The organism is Actinomadura sediminis (genome assembly GCF_042675525.1).
GTDB classification, from domain to species: Bacteria; Actinomycetota; Actinomycetes; order Streptosporangiales; family Streptosporangiaceae; genus Spirillospora; species Spirillospora sediminis.
Map to the genome: position 1 here is coordinate 29,675 of NZ_JBHTJA010000035.1, position 17,854 is coordinate 47,528.

A 17,854-nucleotide genomic window follows, 5' to 3' on the forward strand; every position below is an offset into this window, starting at 1 on the left:
GCGAAGCGGTCAAGAGGCGTACGGGGCGGGGCGGCGGGCGACGGTGTGAGCGATCTGTGAGGGGGGGTGGGGAGGGTCGGGGTATGGGAGATGCGATCTGGGCCGAGGGCCTGGTCAAACGATTCGGGAAGACGGTCGCGCTGGACGGCGTCTCGCTGTCGGCGCGGGCCGGGACGGTGCTGGGGCTGCTGGGGCCGAACGGGGCCGGGAAGACGACGGCCGTGCGCGTGCTCGCGACGCTGCTCCGGCCGGACGCCGGGACGGCGCGGGTGGACGGGCTGGACGTCGGCCGCGACGCCGCCGCGGTCCGCAGGAAGATCGGCCTGACGGGGCAGTACGCGTCGGTCGACGAGGACCTCACGGCGACCGAGAACCTCGTGCTGATCGGGCGGCTGCTCGACCTGCGGAAGTCCGACGCGCGGGCCCGGGCCGCGGAGCTGCTGGACCGGTTCGAGCTGGCGGACGACGCGGGGCGGCGGGTGTCGACGTTCTCGGGCGGGATGCGCCGCCGGCTCGATCTCGCGGCCGGCATGATGGGCCGTCCCGAGGTGGTCTGCCTGGACGAGCCGACGACCGGGCTGGATCCGGGGCGCCGCGAGGACGTGTGGCGGATGATCCGGGCGATGACGGCGGACGGCCGGACGGTGCTGCTGACGACGCAGTACCTGGAGGAGGCGGACGCGCTCGCCGACCAGATCGTCGTGGTCGACCGGGGGCGGGTCATCGCGGACGGCACCCCGGCGGAGCTGAAGCGGGTCGCGGGCGGGCAGACGATCACGGTGCGGCCCCGGGATCCGGCGCGGCTGGTGGAGGTGGCCGCGATCCTGAACGCGGTGTCGGGGCGCGCGGCCGAGTCGCCGCGCCGGGACGTCCTGACGGTGCCGGTGGACGGCGAGGACGCGCTCGGCGAGACCGTGCGGCGGCTGGACGCGGCGGGCATCGGCGTCACCGAGCTGTCGCTGCGGCTGCCGAGCCTGGACGAGGTGTTCTTCACGCTCACCGGCCACGGCGTGCGCAAGGAGGAGGCGGCATGACGGACACCGTCGTCGGCACCGGCCCGAAGGCGCGTGCGGCGGAGCCGGACGCGCGGCCGTTCGCGCTCGTGCGGCACAGCCTGCTGCTCGCCGGGCGCAGCCTGGTCAAGACGCGGCGCAACCCGGGGATCCTGCTGGACGCGCTGCTCATGCCGATCATGTTCCTGCTGCTGTTCGTGTACCTGTTCGGCGGCGCGGTGTCCGGCTCCACCCAGGAGTACCTGCAGTACATCTTCCCGGGGGTCCTGGTGATGACGATGGTCCTCGCCGGGATGATCTCGGTCGGCGTCGCCATCAACGTGGACATCAAGAAGGGCGTGTTCGACCGGTTCCGGAGCCTGCCGATCGGACGGTCCGCGCCGCTGGTGGGTCTCGTGATCAGCGACGGCCCCCGGTACGTCGTCACCGGCGTCGTACTGTTCGCGACCGGCTACCTGATGGGGTTCCGGGTCGAGACGGGCGTTCCGGCGGCGCTCGCGGCGGTGGGGCTGAGCGCGGCGCTGGGGTTCGCGTTGAGCTGGGTGAACGTGCTGATCGGGGTGCTGATCAAGGAGGAGACCGTCGTGCAGACGGTGGCGTTCCTCGGGATCTTCCCGCTGACGTTCGGGACGAGCATGGCGGTGCCGCCCGAGACGCTGCCGGGTTGGCTGCGGGCGTGGGTGGACGTCAACCCGGTCGATCGCGCGGTGGAGGCCTGCCGCGGGCTGCTCGTCGGCGGTCCGGTCGCGGACGCGGCGACGGCGACGCTGCTGTGGGCGGCGGGCTTCCTCGCGGTGTTCGCGCCGCTGGCCGTGTACGCCTACCGGCGCCGGAGCTGATCTTCGAGGAGGGCGAGCGCGTCCGGGAGGGCGAGGGCCGCGCCGCGGGCGCGGGCCTCCTCGAAGGCGCGCTCGCCCAGGGCGGCCCGCAGGTCGCGGGTGAGGTGCGCGAGGTCGAGGTCGGATTCGTCCGGCCCGCCGCGCAGGACGGACGCGGCGCCGAGCGTCTCCGCGGCGTCGGCGGGGCGGTCGGCGGCCCGCAGCCGCGCGATGCCGGTCCCGGCGGACGCGGCGACGGGCATGTCGGGGCCCTCGACGGCCTCGGCGAGCGCGGTCCGCAGGTGGCGGCGGGCCGCGGCGGTGTCGCCGTCGCCGATCGCGAGGTGTGCGCGCGCCGTCGACAGCAGGGACCGGTACTGGGGGCCGGAGGACGTGTGCTCCAGGTCCCGTTCGGCGGCGGCGTAGTGCCGCTCGGCTTCGGCGCGGTCGCCGCCGTGCCGGGCCAGGTCGCCGAGCGCGAGCCGAGCCCCCGCCAGGTACCGGGCGGGGGTCGCGGCCTCCGGTTCGAGCAGGGCGGTCAGCTCGTCGCGGGCGCGGCGGGCGTCGCCCGACCTGGCCAGCACGACCGCGAGCATGATCCGCTGCTGCGCCGCCTCGCGGTCCTGGCCGAGGACGCGCAGCAGGCCGATCGACTCCTCCAGCGCGGCGACGGCGGCGTCGTAGTTCCCCGCGCTCATCTCGGTCGAGGCCGCGAACAGCAGCGCCATCGCCAGGCCGCCGCGCTCGCCGCTCTCCCGGTACGCGGCGACGGCGGCGGCCAGGTTCCGGTGCGCGGCCGCCATGTCGCCCGCGTTCCCGTTGAGCATCGCGCCGATGACGTGCAGCGTCGCGCGCGTCCAGGCGTCCCGGCCGGGCAGGAGGCGGTCGATGGCCGCGAGGCCGCCCGCGGTGTCGTCCGCCAGCAGCGCGACGCCGGGCCCGGCCAGGACCGCGAGCGGACGGGCGCCGCGCGCGGGCGCCGTCAGCAGCGGGTCGTCGCGGGCGGCGCCGCCGGACAGCACGGTGTTCAGCACGTACCCGCCGAGGGCGGCCCCTTCGGCGTCCGCCGGGACGGGCGTGCGGCGCGGCGTCTCCAGGGCGTCCCGGAGGCGCCGCGCGACCTCGGCGTGATCGCCCTGCAGCATCCAGAACACGGCGAGCGCCGCCGCGAGCCGGACGGCCGAGCCCGCGTCCCCGTCCGCCTCGGCGGTGTGCAGCGCGGCGAGCAGGTTCTCCTGCTCGGCCGTGAGCAGCGGGAGCCAGTCGAGCTGCTCCGCCCGGCACAGGTGCGGCTCGGCCCGCTCCGCCAGCTCCAGGAAGTACGCCAGGTGCGCGGCCCGGGCGCCGTCGAGTCCGCCGCGCTCGGCCAGGCGTTCGCGCCCGTACTCGCGGATCGTCTCCAGCATCCGGAAGCGCGGCTCCGTGCCCTCCACGGCCTGCAGCAGCGAACGGTCGACGAGCGCGTCGAGGTCCTCCAGTTCGGCGCCGGCGACCCGGTGCGCCGCCTCGGGCGCGATCGTCCCGGCGAACACCGCGAGCCGTTCGGCGACCCGCCGCTCGCGCTCGTCCAGCAGGTCCCAGCTCCACGCGACGACCGCGCGCAGGGTGCGGTGCCGCGCCGGGCGGCGGTCCCCGCCGAGCACCCGGAACCGCCGGTCGAGGCGGTGGGCGAGCTGGTCGAGCGTCATCGCGCGCAGCCGCGCCGCGGCCAGCTCGATCGCGAGCGGCAGCCCGTCCAGCCGCCGGCAGACCGCCCCGACGGCCGCGTCGTCCGCGGTGAACCCCGGGCGGGCGGCCGCCGCGCGCTCCGCGAACAGCCGCACCGCGGCGGGCTCGTCCAGCGGCGGCACCGGGCACAGCGCCTCGCCGTCCACCCCCAGCCGTTCCCGGCTCGTCGCGAGCACCCGCAGCCCCGGGCAGGCCCCGAGCAGCTCGCCGGCCAGCGACGCCGCCGCGTCGAGCACGTGCTCGCAGTTGTCGAGGACGAGCAGCGACTCCACGCCCGCGAGCGCCTCGGCCAGCCGTTCCGGGCCCCGCACGCCCAGCGCCGCCGCGGCCGCGGCGCGCACCCCGTCGCGCGCGCCGTCGCCGGCGGCGACCGCCGCCAGCTCCACCAGCCACACCCCGCCCGGGAACCGTTCGGCCAGCCGTTCCCCGACCGTCGTAGCGAGCCGCGTCTTGCCCGCGCCGCCCGTGCCGACGAGCGTGACGAGCCGCCCGTCCCACAGGCGGCGGGCGATCCACGCGCATTCGTCCTCCCGGCCGACGAACCCGGTCGCGGGCGCCCGCAGGTTCCCGCGCGGCCGCGTCCGCGGGACCCGCAGGACGTCGAGGTAGGCCGCGCGGAGCCCGTCCCCGGGGTCGGTGCCCAGCTCGTCGGCCAGCACCCGCCGGAACTCCTCGTACACGGCGAGCGCCTCCGCCGACCGCCCGGCCCGGTGCAGCGCCTCGATCAGCAGCGCCCGGACCCGTTCCCGCAGCGGGTGCCGCGCCGCGAGCGCCTCCAGCTCGGCGGCGAGCCCGCCCGGGTCGGCGCCCGCCGCCAGCTCGGCGGCGACGCGGTCCTCGGTCGCCGCGAGCCGCAGTTCGCGGACCCGGACGGCCCCGGCCGCCGCGAACGGCGCGTCCGCGGCGTCCGCCAGCGGGTCGCCGCGCCACAGCGCGAGCGCCTCCGCCAGCGCCTTCGCCGCCCGCGCGTGGTCCCCGTCGCGCAGTGCCCGCGCGCCTTCCCGCGCGAGCCGCTCGAACCTGTGCGCGTCCACGTCGTCCTTCGGGACGTCCAGGACGTATCCGCCCGGCGCCGACCGCACCCGGCCGTCCGGGAGGCACCGCCGGAGCCGCGACACGAGCGCCTGCAGCGCGTGCCCGGGATCGCCGGGCCCGCCGTCCGGCCAGACGGCCCGGACGAGCGCCTCGTTCGTCACCGTCCGTCCGGGTTCCAGTGCCAGCCGCGTCACCAGCACCCGCAGCCGCGCCCCGCCGACGGGCACCCGGGCGCCGCCGTCCGTGACCGCCAGCGGCCCGAGAATCCCGACGAACATGGCTCCATTGTGGGTCAGCGGAGCGGACGGCCGCCCGTGGCCGTCCGCTCCGCACCACCGCCCTCAGCCGGGGCGGGCCGGGATCAGTGCCGCCACTGCTCGGCGGGCGCCGCGCCGGGGAGCGGCTTGCCGATGAGGGCGAGCGGGGTGAAGAAGCCGACCTGGCCGATCGCCATGCTCAGCGTGGCGAGGGCCTTGTCGTCGTAGTGGGCGGACGCCCGCGCGTACAGTTCGTCCGGGACGCGCTCGCCGTGCGGGTTCGGGGTGAGGACGGCCTCGGCGAGCGCGAGCGCGACCCGCTCGGCCTCGGTGAAGTACGGCGCGTCCTGCCAGGACGCCACGGCGGTGATGCGCTCCTCGGACTCCCCGGCCTTGCGGAGGTTGCCGGTGTGCAGGACGGTCAGGTAGGTGTTCCCGACGATCTGGCCGACGCGGAGCTGCACGAGGCCGATGGTGGTCTGGGGGACCGAGCCGTTCCCGGTCGCCTTGAAGAGCGCCGCGCCGATCTCCGCGAGTTCGGGGACGAGCACGGCGGGGTTGGGCAGACGCGACTGCGACCGCTCCTGGACGGTGGTGCTCATGATGCGTTTCCTTTCGTTGTGTCACTTCGTTGACGGGTGCCGAGCGGCGGATGCGACCGGCGGCCGGCACCGGATCCGGGGCCGTGTCACACGTGGGAGCCCTGCGGCTTCTCGGGCGCGGCCGCCTCGGGGGCGCTCCGGTCGGCGGGGCGCGGCCGCATGAGGGCGACGGCGGTGAGGACGGCGGCGAGGTAGAACGCGGCGGCGCCGAGCAGCCCGGCGGTGTAGCCGCCGGTGAGCGCGTCCGGCACCGCCTCCGTCGCGAGCCGTCCCTCCGTGACGGTGACGGCGACGCTCGCCAGGATCGCCAGCCCCAGGGCGCCGCCCACCTGCTGGCTGGTGTTGATGAGCCCGGAGGCGATGCCCGAGTCCTCGGCGGCGACGCCCTGGACGCCGCCGATGGTGGCCGCCACGAACCCGATGCCCAGCCCGATCCCGCCGGCGAGCTGCGCGGGCAGCAGCACGAACAGGGCGTTCTGGTCCGGGCTGAGCAGGCTGAACCAGACCATCGCGATGGCCGCCACCGCCATGCCGGTCGCCAGGACCGTCCGGGAGGACGTGCGGGCCTGCAACCGGGGGCCGACCACGCCGGAGCCGATGCCGATGCCGATCGCGAACGGCAGGTAGGCCAGCCCGGTGACCATGGGCGAGTAGTCCTTGATCGACTGCATGTAGAGGGTCAGGAAGTAGAAGGTGGCCAACTGGCCCGCGCCCATCAGCAGCATCACCAGGTTGGCGCCGAGCCTGCCCCGGTCGGCGAGCACACCGGCGGGCAGCATCGGGGCGCGCACCTTGCGCTGGATGAGGACGAACGCCGCGCCCAGCACCAGCGCGCCCGCGCCGAAGGCCAGGGTCTGCGCGTCGGCGAGGCCGTCGGATCCGGCCCGGTTGATCGTGTAGACCAGGGAGCCGAGGGCGAGGGTCACGGTGATCGCGCCGGGCAGGTCGATGCCGCCGCGTTCGCGGGTGCCGGGAACGAGGACGAGCGTCCCCGCCAGCACCACCAGCGCGATGGGCACGTTGATGAACATGATCCAGCGCCAGCCCAGGTACTCGGTCAGCGCGCCGCCGAGCAGCAGGCCGACCACCGAGCCGAGGCCGCCCATCGCCCCGTACACGCCGAGCGCCTTGTTGCGCTCGGGCCCGGCGGGGAAGGTGTCGGCCAGCAGGGACAGCGCGGCGGGCGCGATGATCGCGCCGCCCATGCCCTGCAGGACGCGCGCGGCGATCAGCGTGCCGCCGTCCTGCGCGACCCCGCCCAGCAGGGAGGCCAGCAGGAACACCACCAGCCCGGCGCGGAACAGGCGGCGGCGTCCGAACAGGTCGCCGGCGCGGCCGCCGGCCAGCAGCATCCCGCCGAACGCCAGCGCGTAGGACGTCAGGATCCAGTCCAGGTCGGACTCGGCGATGTTCAGGCCGGAGCCGATGACGGGCAGGCCGACGGTCACGATGGTGCCGTCCATGACGATCAGCAGTTGCGCGGCGGCGATCACCAGCAGGGACGGGCCGCCGCTTCGAGTGTTCACGGACATTCGGGCGTCCTCAGGAGGCCGTGGCCGCGGCGTGGACGGCGGCGGCCAGCCGGTCGTGTTCGGGGTAGGACCAGTTGAAGGAGAAGCGGCGGCGGGTATAGCCGAACGCGATGCCGCCGTGAGGGTCGGCGAAGGCCTCCGAGCCCGCCGATCCGCCGTGGCCGAACGCCCGCGCGCTGAGGAACGGGTACCGCAGGCCCTTGGCCTGGAACCCCAGCGCGTACCGGCCCTCGGGGCCGGTGACCAGGTCGCCGTCGGTCGAGTGGAGCATCGCGAACTCGCCGATGGTGTCGGGCTTCAGCAGCGGGGCGTGACCGTCCAGTCCGGAGACCGCCGCCGCGTACATCGCGGCGAGCCCCCGTGCGCTGCCCACGCCGCCCGCGGACGCCTGGCCGAGCGCCCGCACCCGCCGGGTGTTGACGAACGCGACCTGGTCCAGTGGCGGGGTCGAGTTGAGGCCGTACCCGATGCCGGTGATGCTGTGCGGGCCGGGGACGTTCGCCCAGAACGCGGCCAGCTCCTCCGGGCTCGCCAGGCCCGGCAGCACCTCCCGGTACCTGTCCTCGAGCGCCTCCGGCAGGCCCAGGTGGACGTCCAGCCCGTGCGGCGCGCGGATGCGCTCCTCGAACAGCTCCTGCAACGTCCGTCCGGTGACCCGGCGGACCACCTCGCCCACGATCGCGAACGACACGAACCCGCCGTAGCCGCACGCCGTCCCCGGCCGCCAGTACGGACGCTGCCCGGCCAGCCGCTCGGCGATCACCCGGTCGTCGGCGAGTTCGGCCGCCGTCAGACCGCCGTCGACGCCGATCACACCGGACCGGTGCGACAGGACGTCCCGCAGCGTGATCCGGTCCTTGCCGGCGACGGCGAACTCCGGCCAGGCCGCCGCGACCGGTTCGTCGAGGTCCAGGACGCCGTCCTGCACCAGCAGCGCCACGACCAGCGTGGCGGCGCCCTTGGTCGAGGAGTACACGCCGGTCAGGGTGTCGCCGGTGACGCCGTCCCCGGCCCACAGGTCCACCACCTTCCGGCCGCCCGCGTAAGCCGCGAGCTGCGCGCCGGACGCACCGTCCTCCGCCACCGCGGCCGCGAACTCCTCGCGCACCGCCTCGAAACCGTCCGCCACCGTCCCCTGGACATCGCCCATGGTTCTCGCTCCTTTTCGTCACTGTGCTGCGGACATGACGAACGGAACGCGGGGAATGTGACCGGAGGCGCCCGCCCCTCTACCCGCCGGACTCCTCGGGGTCGCGGCCGAGGACGGCGCGGCCGCCGTCCACGGGCAGGATCGCGCCGTTGACGAAGCTCGCGCGGTCGGAGAGCAGGAACGCGACGGCCTCGGCGACCTCGGCGGGGCGGCCGACGCGGCCGAGCGGGTGCAGCAGCCGCATCTCGTCCTCGACGCGGGCGGCGTCCCGGCCGGCGAGGAAGGTCTCGTAGCGGTCGGTGGCGATCGAGCCGAGCGCGACGGCGTTCGTCCGGACGCCGCGGGGACCGTAGTCGACGGCGAGGGCGCGGGTGAGGCCCTCGATCGCCGCCTTGGCGGTCGCGTACGTGAGCGAGCCCCGGACGGGACGCGCGGCCTGGTGGGACGAGACGTTCACGATCGCGCCGCCCGTTCCGGCGTCGAGGAAGCGGCGGACGGCCGTCATGCAGCCGACGACGGCCGGGTCGAGGTTGAGCGCCACGAGGTCGCGGACCTCGCGGGGCGAGGGCACCGGGGCGGGGTCGCGGAAGACGGCCGCGTTGTTGACCCAGCCGGTGAGGGCGCCCGCGCGGGCGGCGAGGTCGGCGGCGCGCCCGGCGACGTCGTCGGCGGCGGCGTCGCCGGTGACCGAGGTCAGGCGCGGGTGACCGGCCCAGGCGAGGACGGACGGGTCGCGTTCGACGATCGTGACGGCGTCGCCGTCCGCGAGGAGCCGCTCGACGATGGCGCGGCCGACGCCGCGGCCGCCTCCGGTGACAACGTGGGAGCGTCGCATGGGCGGAACGTAGCACCGCGCGGGACGGGCGGCGGTCTCCGCGGCGGGGACGAGCGGCCCGTCTCCCCCCTCCTGGAGACGGGACGTGCGGGTCAGGCGGGTCGTTGCGGGGTGCGGGCGGCGGCACCGCCCTCGCGGGCGGTCTCGTGGAGCCGGACGAGCTGCTCGGAGACCTCGGTGATGTCGGCGACGGGCATGCGGGCGAGTTCGCCGTCGAGGTCGCACCAGTGGAAGGCGGAGCGCTCGCACCAGACCGTGAGGTCGCCGACGGAGAGCCCGGCGGGGGCGACGGGGACCGGGGCGGGAAGGCCGCGGTCGGCCAGGAGGGCGCCGAGTTCCTCGAGGGCGTGCGCGGGGTCGGCCGAGAGGGGACGGCCGCGGGCCGCGCGGACGGGGACGGCGAACCAGGTGGCCTTTCCGGACACCTGGGGGGAGCGCAGCCGGGAGCGGGACGCGTGGTGGCCCCAGCGGCCGCCGGACAGCATGTCGATGATGTCGAGGCCGCGGCCGTGTTCGGGCATCGGCCCGGCGGACGGGCGGCGGCGCCAGCAGCGGAGCTCGTCGAAGATCTTGACGACGAGCTCCTGCCGGCCGCGGCCGTCGCCGCGGCGGTAGACCCACAGTTCGGCGCCGGCGGACGGCTTGCGGCTGCCGTCGGCGGAGCGGGGGGTGCCGTGCAGGAGCGCGTTGGTGGCCAGCTCGCTGACCATCAGGGTCACGTCGTCCGCGTCCTGGACGCCCGCCTCGGGGAGCAGGTTCGCGACGTGTGCGCGCGCGACACCGGCGATCGTCTCGTCGGAGGGCAGGGGCAGGGCCGTGCAACCGCCGTTCTCGAGCGTCCAGGGGACCCCGCACACCGTCGCCGCCTTCGTCATGGTCGCCACCTCGGTGAAGTCGATTGAGTTCTTCCGTGGCTACCGCCCACCGGCGCGTGAGAGCGGTAGGCGATCCGGGAGCGGCACGGCCGAAATGATTCCGACAATCGCGACATAAGCCCTGCAGTTCCCGACTCGCTACCTGTGAATCACAGATTCAGTGTTGCACATGCGACCGGACAAGGCCCTGAACATGGGCAAGGAGATGTGCCGGCGAACGGAATGGTCGCCAATACGGACCCGAACCGGCAGAATCCCGCGCGGTCGTCATCGGACGAACGCGTAACGGCGGGCATCTGGGACGAGCACGGCATGCGCTGTAGCGTGGAGAACGCCTGAGAGGGGCCGCACACGGAAGATCCCCCAGGGGGTGCAGCCCTGGGGGATCTCGTGTGCGGCTTCGGGTGGTCTCCGCCCGGGACCGCCCGCGCCGCGAGCCCGGGTCAGCGGCTACCGGTCGTACCGGCCCGCCTTGACGTCGGCGAGGAACGCGGCGAAGACCGGGCGGGCGACGACGTGCGCGCCCGCCTCGGGCGTCACGCTGTCGCGCACCCCGGTGGACGCGTCGAGGTCGGCGACCTCGACGCAGGCGCCGTTGCTGCTGGCGCTCGCCGAAGCCTTGAACCACTGTGCCTGAGAGAGGTCCATCTCTGTCTCCTTGAGGTCACTCAAGTGTCACCATGAGCGTGCTGATGTACTCGGCGCTGTCGGCCGGGCCGAGCGCCGCCTCCATGATCTGCTCGTAGATCAGCTCATACGCCTCCACGTTGTCGGCGGGATCGATGTCCTGTATGGCCGCGTCGGTCTCGAGGTAGACCATGGGCGGTTCCCCGCCGGGGAACCGGAAGATGTGGAAGACCATCGCCATGCCGGGGTGCAGGCCGTCCCGGAAGCGGAGCAGCCGCAGCTCGACGTTGGGGCGCTCCGCCATCTTGAGCAGGTGCGCGAGCTGGCCGCGCCGGTCGTCGCCGCGCCCCCACTCGTACAGCAGCGCCGCCTCGGTGATCAGGGCCGTGAGCCGGGGCGCGGTGTCGTCGCCGCGCTCCAGGATCTGCTGGCGGCGCAGCCGGGCGCGCAGGGCCACCTCGCGCCATTCGGGGGGCCTGGACCCGTACGACAGGAGCGTCTGCATGTACGGGACGGTCTGCAGCAGCCCCGGGATGAGCAGCGGCGTGTAGACGAGGATCTCGGACGCGTCGTTCTCGAAGCCGGGGAACTCGACGTTGCCGAACACCTCTCCGTACTCGCGCCACCAGGCGCGGCGCCGGGCGCTGCGCGCCAGCTCCTGGAGCCGGTCGACGGTCTCGTCGTCGGCCTCGTAGAGGCGGGCGAGGTCGCGGATGTCGCTGAGCTCCGGCCGGACCCACGTGTTCGCCTCGAACCGGCCGACCTTGCCGCGCCCCCAGTTGAGGCGGTCGCAGACCTGGTTGGCGGTGTAGCCGGACGCGTCGCGCAGCTCCTTCAGCCGCCGCGCCAGCGTCCACTTGGCGATGGTGGCCCCGTACGCGTCGCCCACGGGCGTCGTCTCCCTCCGCATGCCCGCACCCGGCCGCCCGGCCGATCTGTGGATCACGGATCGCGCGGGTTCAGTCCGCGACCCGGTCGAACTCCCCCTTCTTCGCCCCGTCAAGGAAGCACGCCCACTCGCGCTCGTCGAACACCGACACGAGCGCGCCGGGCCCGCCGCCGGTGCGCAGCAGGGTCCACTCGCCCGCGAAGGCGACCTCGATGGCGCCGTCCGGCGTCTCGGAACGTCTCCAGTCGAGGGCGTCGAGGTCGACGCCCAGGTCGGCCGCGGAGGGTTTGCGCACGTTCGATCTCCTGTCTGGGGGCGGCGGGGGGGCACGCGTCCCGTCCGGGCTAGGGCACGCGGGCGACGGCGCAGTAGCTCCACCGGGACCCGTCGCTGTCGGCCTCCTCGGCGTCCTCGGCGCCCCAGAAGCCGACGTAGGTGACCTCGGCCTTCGCCCCCTCGTACGGCGGGACGATCTCCAGCCCGTCGAAGTACCGCTCGATCTGCTCCCGGGTGCGGGTGTGCACGCCGGTCGACGACCTGGCGTAGATCTCCTGGACGGCCCTGACCCGCCACTCCGGCTGGAAGTCCTGGGTGCCCGCGGAGAGGATCAGGTGGCTCCCGGGGACCAGCCGCCGCAGGTAGCGGGCGACGAGGCCCCACGGGTCCTCCTCGTCGGACAGGAAGTGGGTCACCGCGACCAGCATCATCGCGACCGGCTCGGAGAAGTCGATCAGCCGCCGCGTCGCCGGGTCGTCCAGGACGGCCTCGGCGTCGCGCAGGTCGCGCAGGACGACCGCGGTCTGCTCGTCGCCCGCCAGCAGCGCGTTCGCGTGCACCTGGACGATCGGGTCGTGGTCGACGTAGACGACCCGGGCGTCGGGGCGCACGGCCCGCGCCACCTGGTGGGTGTTGTTCTGCGTGGGGAGCCCGGCGCCGATGTCGACGAACTGGCGGACGCCCTGCTCGGCGACCCAGCGGACGGCCCGCTGCAGGAAACCGCGGTTGGACCAGGCGACGTCCCGGATCTCCGGCACCTTGCGGACGACCTCTTCGCCGGCCGCCCGGTCCGCCGGGTAGTTCAGCTCGCCGCCGAGGTAGTAGTCGTACAGCCGGGCGGCGCTCGGGACGGAGACGTCCACGCCCGGCGGGGCCTCTTCGGTGCCGCTCATCGCATCGCCTCCGGATCCCGTTCCGTGTCGCGATCGGCCGCTCGCTCCGCTTCAACTTGTGATGCACAAATTATGAAGCATGAATCGGTCGCCTGTGCAGTGCCCGCGGGCATCTGTTTTACCTTCCGCCCGGTCCGGCAACTTACCGCACAGCGACTATTACATAACGCAGCGGAAAGTTCTGAGTGAACTATCGAATTGATGTGCGAACGCCGCGCCGTAGAGTCCGTGAATTACCCGGGAGAACGCTTCGACGACCCGGCCTCCATTCCATCGAGAACCCATTCGAGTCCGTCGGCGAATTATTCGTCGTGTTATCGCTCCGGATCCCGCCGTCTCCGCGCCCCGAACCGCGCACGGCCGTGGATCCGCCCGGAGGCGCGGCGGGTCAGCCGGGAGCGGGAGCCAGGACGGTCGCCTCCAGCAGGCTGCGGGTGCGCGGGTGCTCCGCGCCGTCGAGGCCGGCGGCCGGGACGTCCTCGACGACGCGTCCCTCGTGCAGGACGACGACGCGGTCGGCGACGCGGCGGGCCACGCGCAGGTCGTGGGTCACGAGGACGATCGTGAGCCCGTCGTCGCGGCGCAGTGCGGTGAGCAGGTCGAGGATGCGGTCCCGGGTGAGGACGTCGAGGCCGCTGGTGGGTTCGTCGGCGAGCAGGACGCGGGGCCGCTGCGCGAGGGCGCGCGCGATCGCGACGCGCTGGCACTCGCCGCCGGACAGGGTCGCGGGGCGGCGGGACGCCACGGACGGGTCGAGCCCCGCGCGGCGGAGCAGCTCGTCGTCGTACGGGCCGGCCTCGGCGACGACCTGCCGCACGGTGTGCCGGGGGTCGAACGACGCGAGCGGATTCTGGAAGATCAGCCCGGTACGGCGGCGGACGCCGCGCCGGTCGCGGTCGCGCAGCCGCCACACGTCCCGGCCGTCGCGCAGGACGGTCCCGGCGGCGGGCCGGTCGAGCGCGGCGAGGGCGCCGATGAGGGTGGACTTGCCGGATCCGCTCGGGCCGACGATCGCGACGGCATCGCCGGGCGCGACGTCGAGGTCGACGCCGTCCAGCGCGACCGTCGTCCGGCGGCGGGACCGCAGCACCCGGCTCGTCCCGCGCAGGGACAGGCTCCCCTCGGACGGACGGGCGGCGGGTGCGGGCGGCGGGTCGGCCACGGCGGTCGCGGCGGCGGCCAGGTCGCGGGCCAGGCCGGTGCGGGGGGCGGTGAGGATCCGCCCGGCGGGACCGTGCTCGACGATCCGGCCGTCCCGCATGACGGCGATGTCGTCGGCCCAGCGGGCGGCGGCCGCCAGGTCGTGCGTGATGAGCAGCACCGCCCGCTCCCGGCCTTCGGCGCGGGCCTCGGCGCGGACGAGGTCGAGGACGGCGGCCTGCGCGACCGGGTCGAGCGCGGTGGTGACCTCGTCGGCGATGAGGACGGGCGGTTCGTGCACGGTCGCGAGGGCGAGCGCCACCCGCTGCGCCTGCCCGCCGGACAGCTCGAACGGGTAGGCGGCGGCGAGCGCCGGGTCGAGGCCGAAGCGAGCGAGGGCGGCGTCGGGGTCGCCGGTGCCGTGCGCCCGGACGGTCTCGGTGAGGTGACGGCGGACGGTGACGGTCGGGTTGAGGGACGCCGACGCGTCCTGGAACGCGTAGCCGACGTCGCGCCCGCGCTCCGGCGGGCGCCCGTCCACCCGGACCGTCCCGCCGTGCGGCTGGAGCCCGGCGATCGCGCGGGCGGTGAGGGTCTTGCCGCTGCCGCTCGGCCCGACGAGCGCGAGCACCCGCCCGGCGGGGACGTCCAGGTCGAGGCCGTGCACGACGCGGCGGCCGGGCACGTCGACGGTGAGCTTCTCGACGGTCAATCCCGTGGACTTCACCATGAACCGCCTTCGTCGGACGGGCCGGCGAGCGCACCGGCGACGACGTTCACCGCGATGATCGTCACGACCACGGCGGCGGCCGGGATCGCGACCGTGTACCAGGCGCCGGTCAGCAGGTGCGACTGCGCCTCGGTGAGCAGGTTGCCCCAGCTCGGATTGTTCGGCGGGATGCCGAGGCCGAGGAAGCTGAGCGTCGACTCGGCGAGGATCGCGTGCCCGACCTCGAACGCGGCGATGGACGCGACGGGCGGCAGCGCGCCCGGCAGCAGGTGCCGCCGCAGCACCTGCCACCGCGACAGCCCGAGCCCGTACGCGGCGCGCACGTACAGCCGTTCGCGGCGGCCGCGCAGCTCGGCGCGGACGATCAGGGCGACCGGCATCCAGCTCGACACCGCGATCGCGACGATCACCGTGCCGAGGGACGGCCCGGCGACCGCGGCGAACGCGAGCACGATCACCAGCAGGGGCAGCGACAGCAGCACGTCGGCGGTGCGGGCGATCAGCGCGTCCAGCCAGCGGGGCGCGACGGCGGCGAGCCCGCCGAGCAGCATCCCGACGCCGACGGTGATCGCGGCGGCGGCGAGCCCGACCAGCAGGGACGTCCGGGCCCCGTAGAGCATGCGGGTCAGCAGGTCGCGGCCGAGCTGGTCGGTGCCGAGGAGGTGGCCGGACGAACCGGGCGGCAGCGACGTCGCGGACGTGTCGGTCGCGATCGGGTCGAGCGGCGTCAGCCAGGGCGCGAGCAGGGCGGCGAGGCCGAGCGCGGCGAGCACCGCGACCGCGGCGGCCAGGGCGGGCCGCCGGGGGCGCACCCGGACGGCGAGGAGCCCCCGCGGGGCGCCGGTCGTCTCAGCCGACAACGGTCGCCCCCTCCTTCGCCGGGGCCGCCGGACCGGACGCGCCGCCGCGGCGGGCGCGCGGGTCGAGGGCCGCGACGATCAGCTCGGCGAGCAGGTTCGCCGCGACCACCAGCAGCCCGGTGACCAGCACGACCGCGACCAGCAGCGGGTAGTCCTGGGCGCGCGCGGCCTCGATCGCCGCGCGGCCCATGCCGGGCCACGAGAAGATCACCTCGGTCGCGTAGACGCCCGCGACGAGCGTCCCGACGCCGACGCCGAGCCGCGCGGTGAACGGGACGAGCCCGGGCCGCATCAGGTGCCGCGCGACGACCGTCCGGCGCGGCAGTCCCCGGACGCGCGCGTTCTGCACGTGCGGCGCGTCCCGGAGCCGCCCGACGCCGCTCTCGACGAGCCGGACGTAGATCCCGAAGTGGTGCCCGAACGCGAGCGCGCACGCGGGCAGCGTCAGGTGCGCGAGCAGCCCGTACGCGGTGACGTCCTCGCCGGGGCGGCTCACGCCCCCGGACGGCATCAGCTGCGTCGACGCGGCGAACACGTAGAGGAGCAGGAGCGCGACGACGAACCCGGGCATCCCGCCCATCACGAACAGGATGAGGTCGATGCCGCGCCGCAGCCACGCGCGCCGGGTGAGCGCCGCGACCAGCCCGACGGCGAGGGCGGCGGAGAAGCTGAGGACGGTCGCGGCGGCGGCGAGCAGCAGCGTCCACGGGACGGTGTCGCCGAGGACCTCCGTCACCGGCGTGCCGGACATGTACGACGTGCCGAGGTCGCCGTGCAGGGCGTCCGACACCCACCGCGCGTACCGGACGTGCACGGGGTCGTCCAGGCCCATCTCGGCGTGCAGCTCCGCGACCGCCGCCGGGGACGGCGGCCGCCCGCCCGACCGCGCCTCCAGGATCGACGCCGCCGGGTCGCCGGGCGCCGCGTCCAGCAGCCCGAAGCACACCGCCGACAGGGCGGCGACGACCAGCACGGCCGTCGCCGCCCGCCGGGCGATCCGCAGGACCATCTACTCGTAACGCCAGGTCTGCGCGTTCCAGAAGAACCCGTAACCGTGGTGGCCCATGGTGCGCTGCCGGGGCCCGGCCAGGTTCTCCGGGACGGCGTTGACGGCCTTCAGGTACGCGATCCACGCGAACGGCGGGTCGTCCTGCAGCGCCTTCTGGAAGTCGGTGTAGGCGGTCTTGCGCTCTGCCGGGTCGAGCGTGGAACGGCCCTTCTCCAGCGCCTTGTCCGCCTCCTCGTTGCTGTAGCTGCCGAGGTTGGAGCCGCCGTCGCCGATGGCCTCGTCGCTGTGGAACACCCCGTACACCGACGAGTCCGGGTCGTACGGCGTCCCCCAGCCGACCACGGCCGCGTCCAGGTCGCCCCAGTGCTTGCGGACCCAGTCGGCGGAACGCGGGGCGGGCTTCACGTCGAATCCCTGCTTCTTCAACTGGGTCGCGGCGACGTTCAGCATGGCGACGCGGAGCGAGTCCTCGGCGAACGTCGTCAGCTCGAACGACACCGTCTTCCCGTCCTTGACCCACAGGCCGTCGCCGTTCTTGGCGTAGCCCGCCTCCTCCATGAGCGACTCGACCTTCGCGGGGTCGAACGTGAAACCCTCGGCGGCGGCGAACTCGCTCATGTCGAGCGGCCCCTTCGCCGGGGCCCCGTACCCCATGACGACGCTGTCGACGATCGCCTTCCGATCGAGCGCGTGGTTCATCGCCTTGCGCACCCGGGCGTCCGCGAAGACGGGCTTCTTCATGTTGAAGCCGATCGCCCGGTAGTCGGCCGTCGGGTACTCCTCCAGCCGGTGCCCCTTCACCTGCTCCACCTGCTTCGGCCGGACGAACGCGCCGTCGACCTCGCCGCCGTTGAGCTGGATCAGCCGCGCCGAGTCGTCCGGCACGTACTTGATGACGATCTTCCGCAGGCCCGGCTCGCCCTCGTAGTACCGGTCGAACGCCGCCAGCTCCGCGTACTGCCCGTGCTTGTACGTCGAGATCTTGAACGGGCCGGTGCCGATCGGGTTCCGCCCGAACTCCGCGTCGGTGATCTTCTTGCCGGCCAGGACGTGCTTCGGCAGCATCCCCATCGACAGGGCCCCGAGCATCGGCGCGAACGGCTCGTCCAGCTCCAGCCGGACGGTGTTCGCGTCGGGCGTCGCGACCTCCTTCACCATCTCGAAGTTGCGCGACAGCGGCGCGTCGGCGCCCGCGTCCCGCACGGTCTCGATCGTGAACTCGACGTCCTCCGAGGTGAACGGCTTCCCGTCGTGCCACGTCACGCCCGAGCGGAGCTTGAACGTGTACGACTTGCCGTCCTCGGCCACCTCCCACGACTCCGCCAGCGCCGGGACGATCTTGTTGTTGGCGTCGTGCCCGGTCAGGCCGCGGAAGACCAGCTCGGTGACGGGGTCGGTGTGCCCGTCCTGGAGCCCGGGGTTGAACGTTTCCGGTTCGTCCCCGACGGCGTAGGTGAACACGCCGTCCTTACCGGAGGCGGAGGTGCCGCCCTGCCCGCAGGCGGACGCGAGCGCGGCGGCGAGGACCGCGGCCAGCATGACCAGAACCGGACGTTTCAACATGGAGCACAGTATTGCAAACGTT

At 74.5% G+C, this 17,854-nt stretch carries 16 protein-coding genes; 2 read left to right on the plus strand and 14 right to left on the minus strand.

Features of this window, described 5'->3' with window-relative positions; genetic code table 11:
• Positions 1 to 83: 83 nt before the first annotated feature.
• Together ACFQ11_RS18690 and ACFQ11_RS18695 are read left to right on the plus strand one after the other, a co-directional pair.
• On the plus strand, positions 84 to 1,034 hold the full coding sequence (locus ACFQ11_RS18690; protein WP_378300216.1) for an ATP-binding cassette domain-containing protein: 951 nt from the start codon (positions 84 to 86) through the stop codon (positions 1,032 to 1,034).
• A complete protein-coding gene (locus ACFQ11_RS18695; protein WP_378300218.1) occupies positions 1,031 to 1,852 on the plus strand; it encodes an ABC transporter permease in 822 nt (273 codons plus the stop codon). Before ACFQ11_RS18690 ends, ACFQ11_RS18695 begins: the two co-directional genes overlap by 4 nt.
• Here ACFQ11_RS18695 and ACFQ11_RS18700 read toward each other — a convergent pair.
• The 14 genes from ACFQ11_RS18700 to ACFQ11_RS18765 all read right to left on the minus strand — a co-directional run bounded on the left by ACFQ11_RS18700 (position 1,834) and on the right by ACFQ11_RS18765 (position 17,832).
• Entirely contained in the window at positions 1,834 to 4,872 is a 3,039-nt protein-coding gene (locus ACFQ11_RS18700; RefSeq protein WP_378300220.1) for a BTAD domain-containing putative transcriptional regulator, read from the minus strand. The genes ACFQ11_RS18695 and ACFQ11_RS18700 overlap by 19 nt on opposite strands.
• A gap of 83 nt (positions 4,873 to 4,955) precedes the next feature.
• On the minus strand, positions 4,956 to 5,453 hold the full coding sequence (locus tag ACFQ11_RS18705; RefSeq protein ID WP_378300222.1) for a carboxymuconolactone decarboxylase family protein: 498 nt from the start codon (positions 5,451 to 5,453) through the stop codon (positions 4,956 to 4,958).
• Positions 5,454 to 5,539: 86 nt separating this feature from the next.
• Positions 5,540 to 6,985 (minus strand): MFS transporter, encoded by a 1,446-nt coding sequence (locus ACFQ11_RS18710; RefSeq protein ID WP_378300224.1) that lies wholly within the window; start codon positions 6,983 to 6,985, stop codon positions 5,540 to 5,542.
• A gap of 10 nt (positions 6,986 to 6,995) precedes the next feature.
• Positions 6,996 to 8,135: a serine hydrolase domain-containing protein gene (locus ACFQ11_RS18715; protein WP_378300226.1), complete on the minus strand. Its 1,140-nt coding sequence runs from the start codon at positions 8,133 to 8,135 to the stop codon at positions 6,996 to 6,998.
• A gap of 79 nt (positions 8,136 to 8,214) precedes the next feature.
• On the minus strand, positions 8,215 to 8,970 hold the full coding sequence (locus ACFQ11_RS18720; RefSeq protein WP_378300228.1) for an SDR family NAD(P)-dependent oxidoreductase: 756 nt from the start codon (positions 8,968 to 8,970) through the stop codon (positions 8,215 to 8,217).
• Positions 8,971 to 9,062: 92 nt separating this feature from the next.
• Positions 9,063 to 9,845 carry an ATP-binding protein gene (locus ACFQ11_RS18725; RefSeq protein ID WP_378300230.1) on the minus strand — a complete coding sequence of 261 codons (783 nt, stop codon included), beginning with the start codon at positions 9,843 to 9,845 and terminating at the stop codon, positions 9,063 to 9,065.
• A gap of 450 nt (positions 9,846 to 10,295) precedes the next feature.
• The gene (locus tag ACFQ11_RS18730; protein WP_378300232.1) at positions 10,296 to 10,493 is read right to left on the minus strand and encodes a DUF397 domain-containing protein; all 198 of its coding nucleotides are present in this window, start codon (positions 10,491 to 10,493) and stop codon (positions 10,296 to 10,298) included.
• Between the two features lie 16 nt (positions 10,494 to 10,509).
• The gene (locus ACFQ11_RS18735) at positions 10,510 to 11,382 is read right to left on the minus strand and encodes a helix-turn-helix domain-containing protein (protein WP_378300234.1); all 873 of its coding nucleotides are present in this window, start codon (positions 11,380 to 11,382) and stop codon (positions 10,510 to 10,512) included.
• Between the two features lie 49 nt (positions 11,383 to 11,431).
• A complete protein-coding gene (locus ACFQ11_RS18740) occupies positions 11,432 to 11,656 on the minus strand; it encodes a hypothetical protein (protein WP_378300236.1) in 225 nt (74 codons plus the stop codon).
• A 49-nt stretch (positions 11,657 to 11,705) separates the two neighbouring features.
• Positions 11,706 to 12,530: an SAM-dependent methyltransferase gene (locus ACFQ11_RS18745; protein WP_378300238.1), complete on the minus strand. Its 825-nt coding sequence runs from the start codon at positions 12,528 to 12,530 to the stop codon at positions 11,706 to 11,708.
• Positions 12,531 to 12,918: 388 nt separating this feature from the next.
• On the minus strand, positions 12,919 to 14,400 hold the full coding sequence (locus tag ACFQ11_RS18750; RefSeq protein WP_378300240.1) for an ABC transporter ATP-binding protein: 1,482 nt from the start codon (positions 14,398 to 14,400) through the stop codon (positions 12,919 to 12,921).
• Positions 14,394 to 15,260: an ABC transporter permease gene (locus tag ACFQ11_RS18755; RefSeq protein WP_378300242.1), complete on the minus strand. Its 867-nt coding sequence runs from the start codon at positions 15,258 to 15,260 to the stop codon at positions 14,394 to 14,396. Before ACFQ11_RS18755 ends, ACFQ11_RS18750 begins: the two co-directional genes overlap by 7 nt.
• A complete protein-coding gene (locus tag ACFQ11_RS18760; RefSeq protein ID WP_378300244.1) occupies positions 15,250 to 16,269 on the minus strand; it encodes an ABC transporter permease in 1,020 nt (339 codons plus the stop codon). Before ACFQ11_RS18760 ends, ACFQ11_RS18755 begins: the two co-directional genes overlap by 11 nt.
• The gene (locus ACFQ11_RS18765) at positions 16,270 to 17,832 is read right to left on the minus strand and encodes an ABC transporter substrate-binding protein (protein ID WP_378300246.1); all 1,563 of its coding nucleotides are present in this window, start codon (positions 17,830 to 17,832) and stop codon (positions 16,270 to 16,272) included.
• Between the last annotated feature and the right edge of the window lie 22 nt (positions 17,833 to 17,854).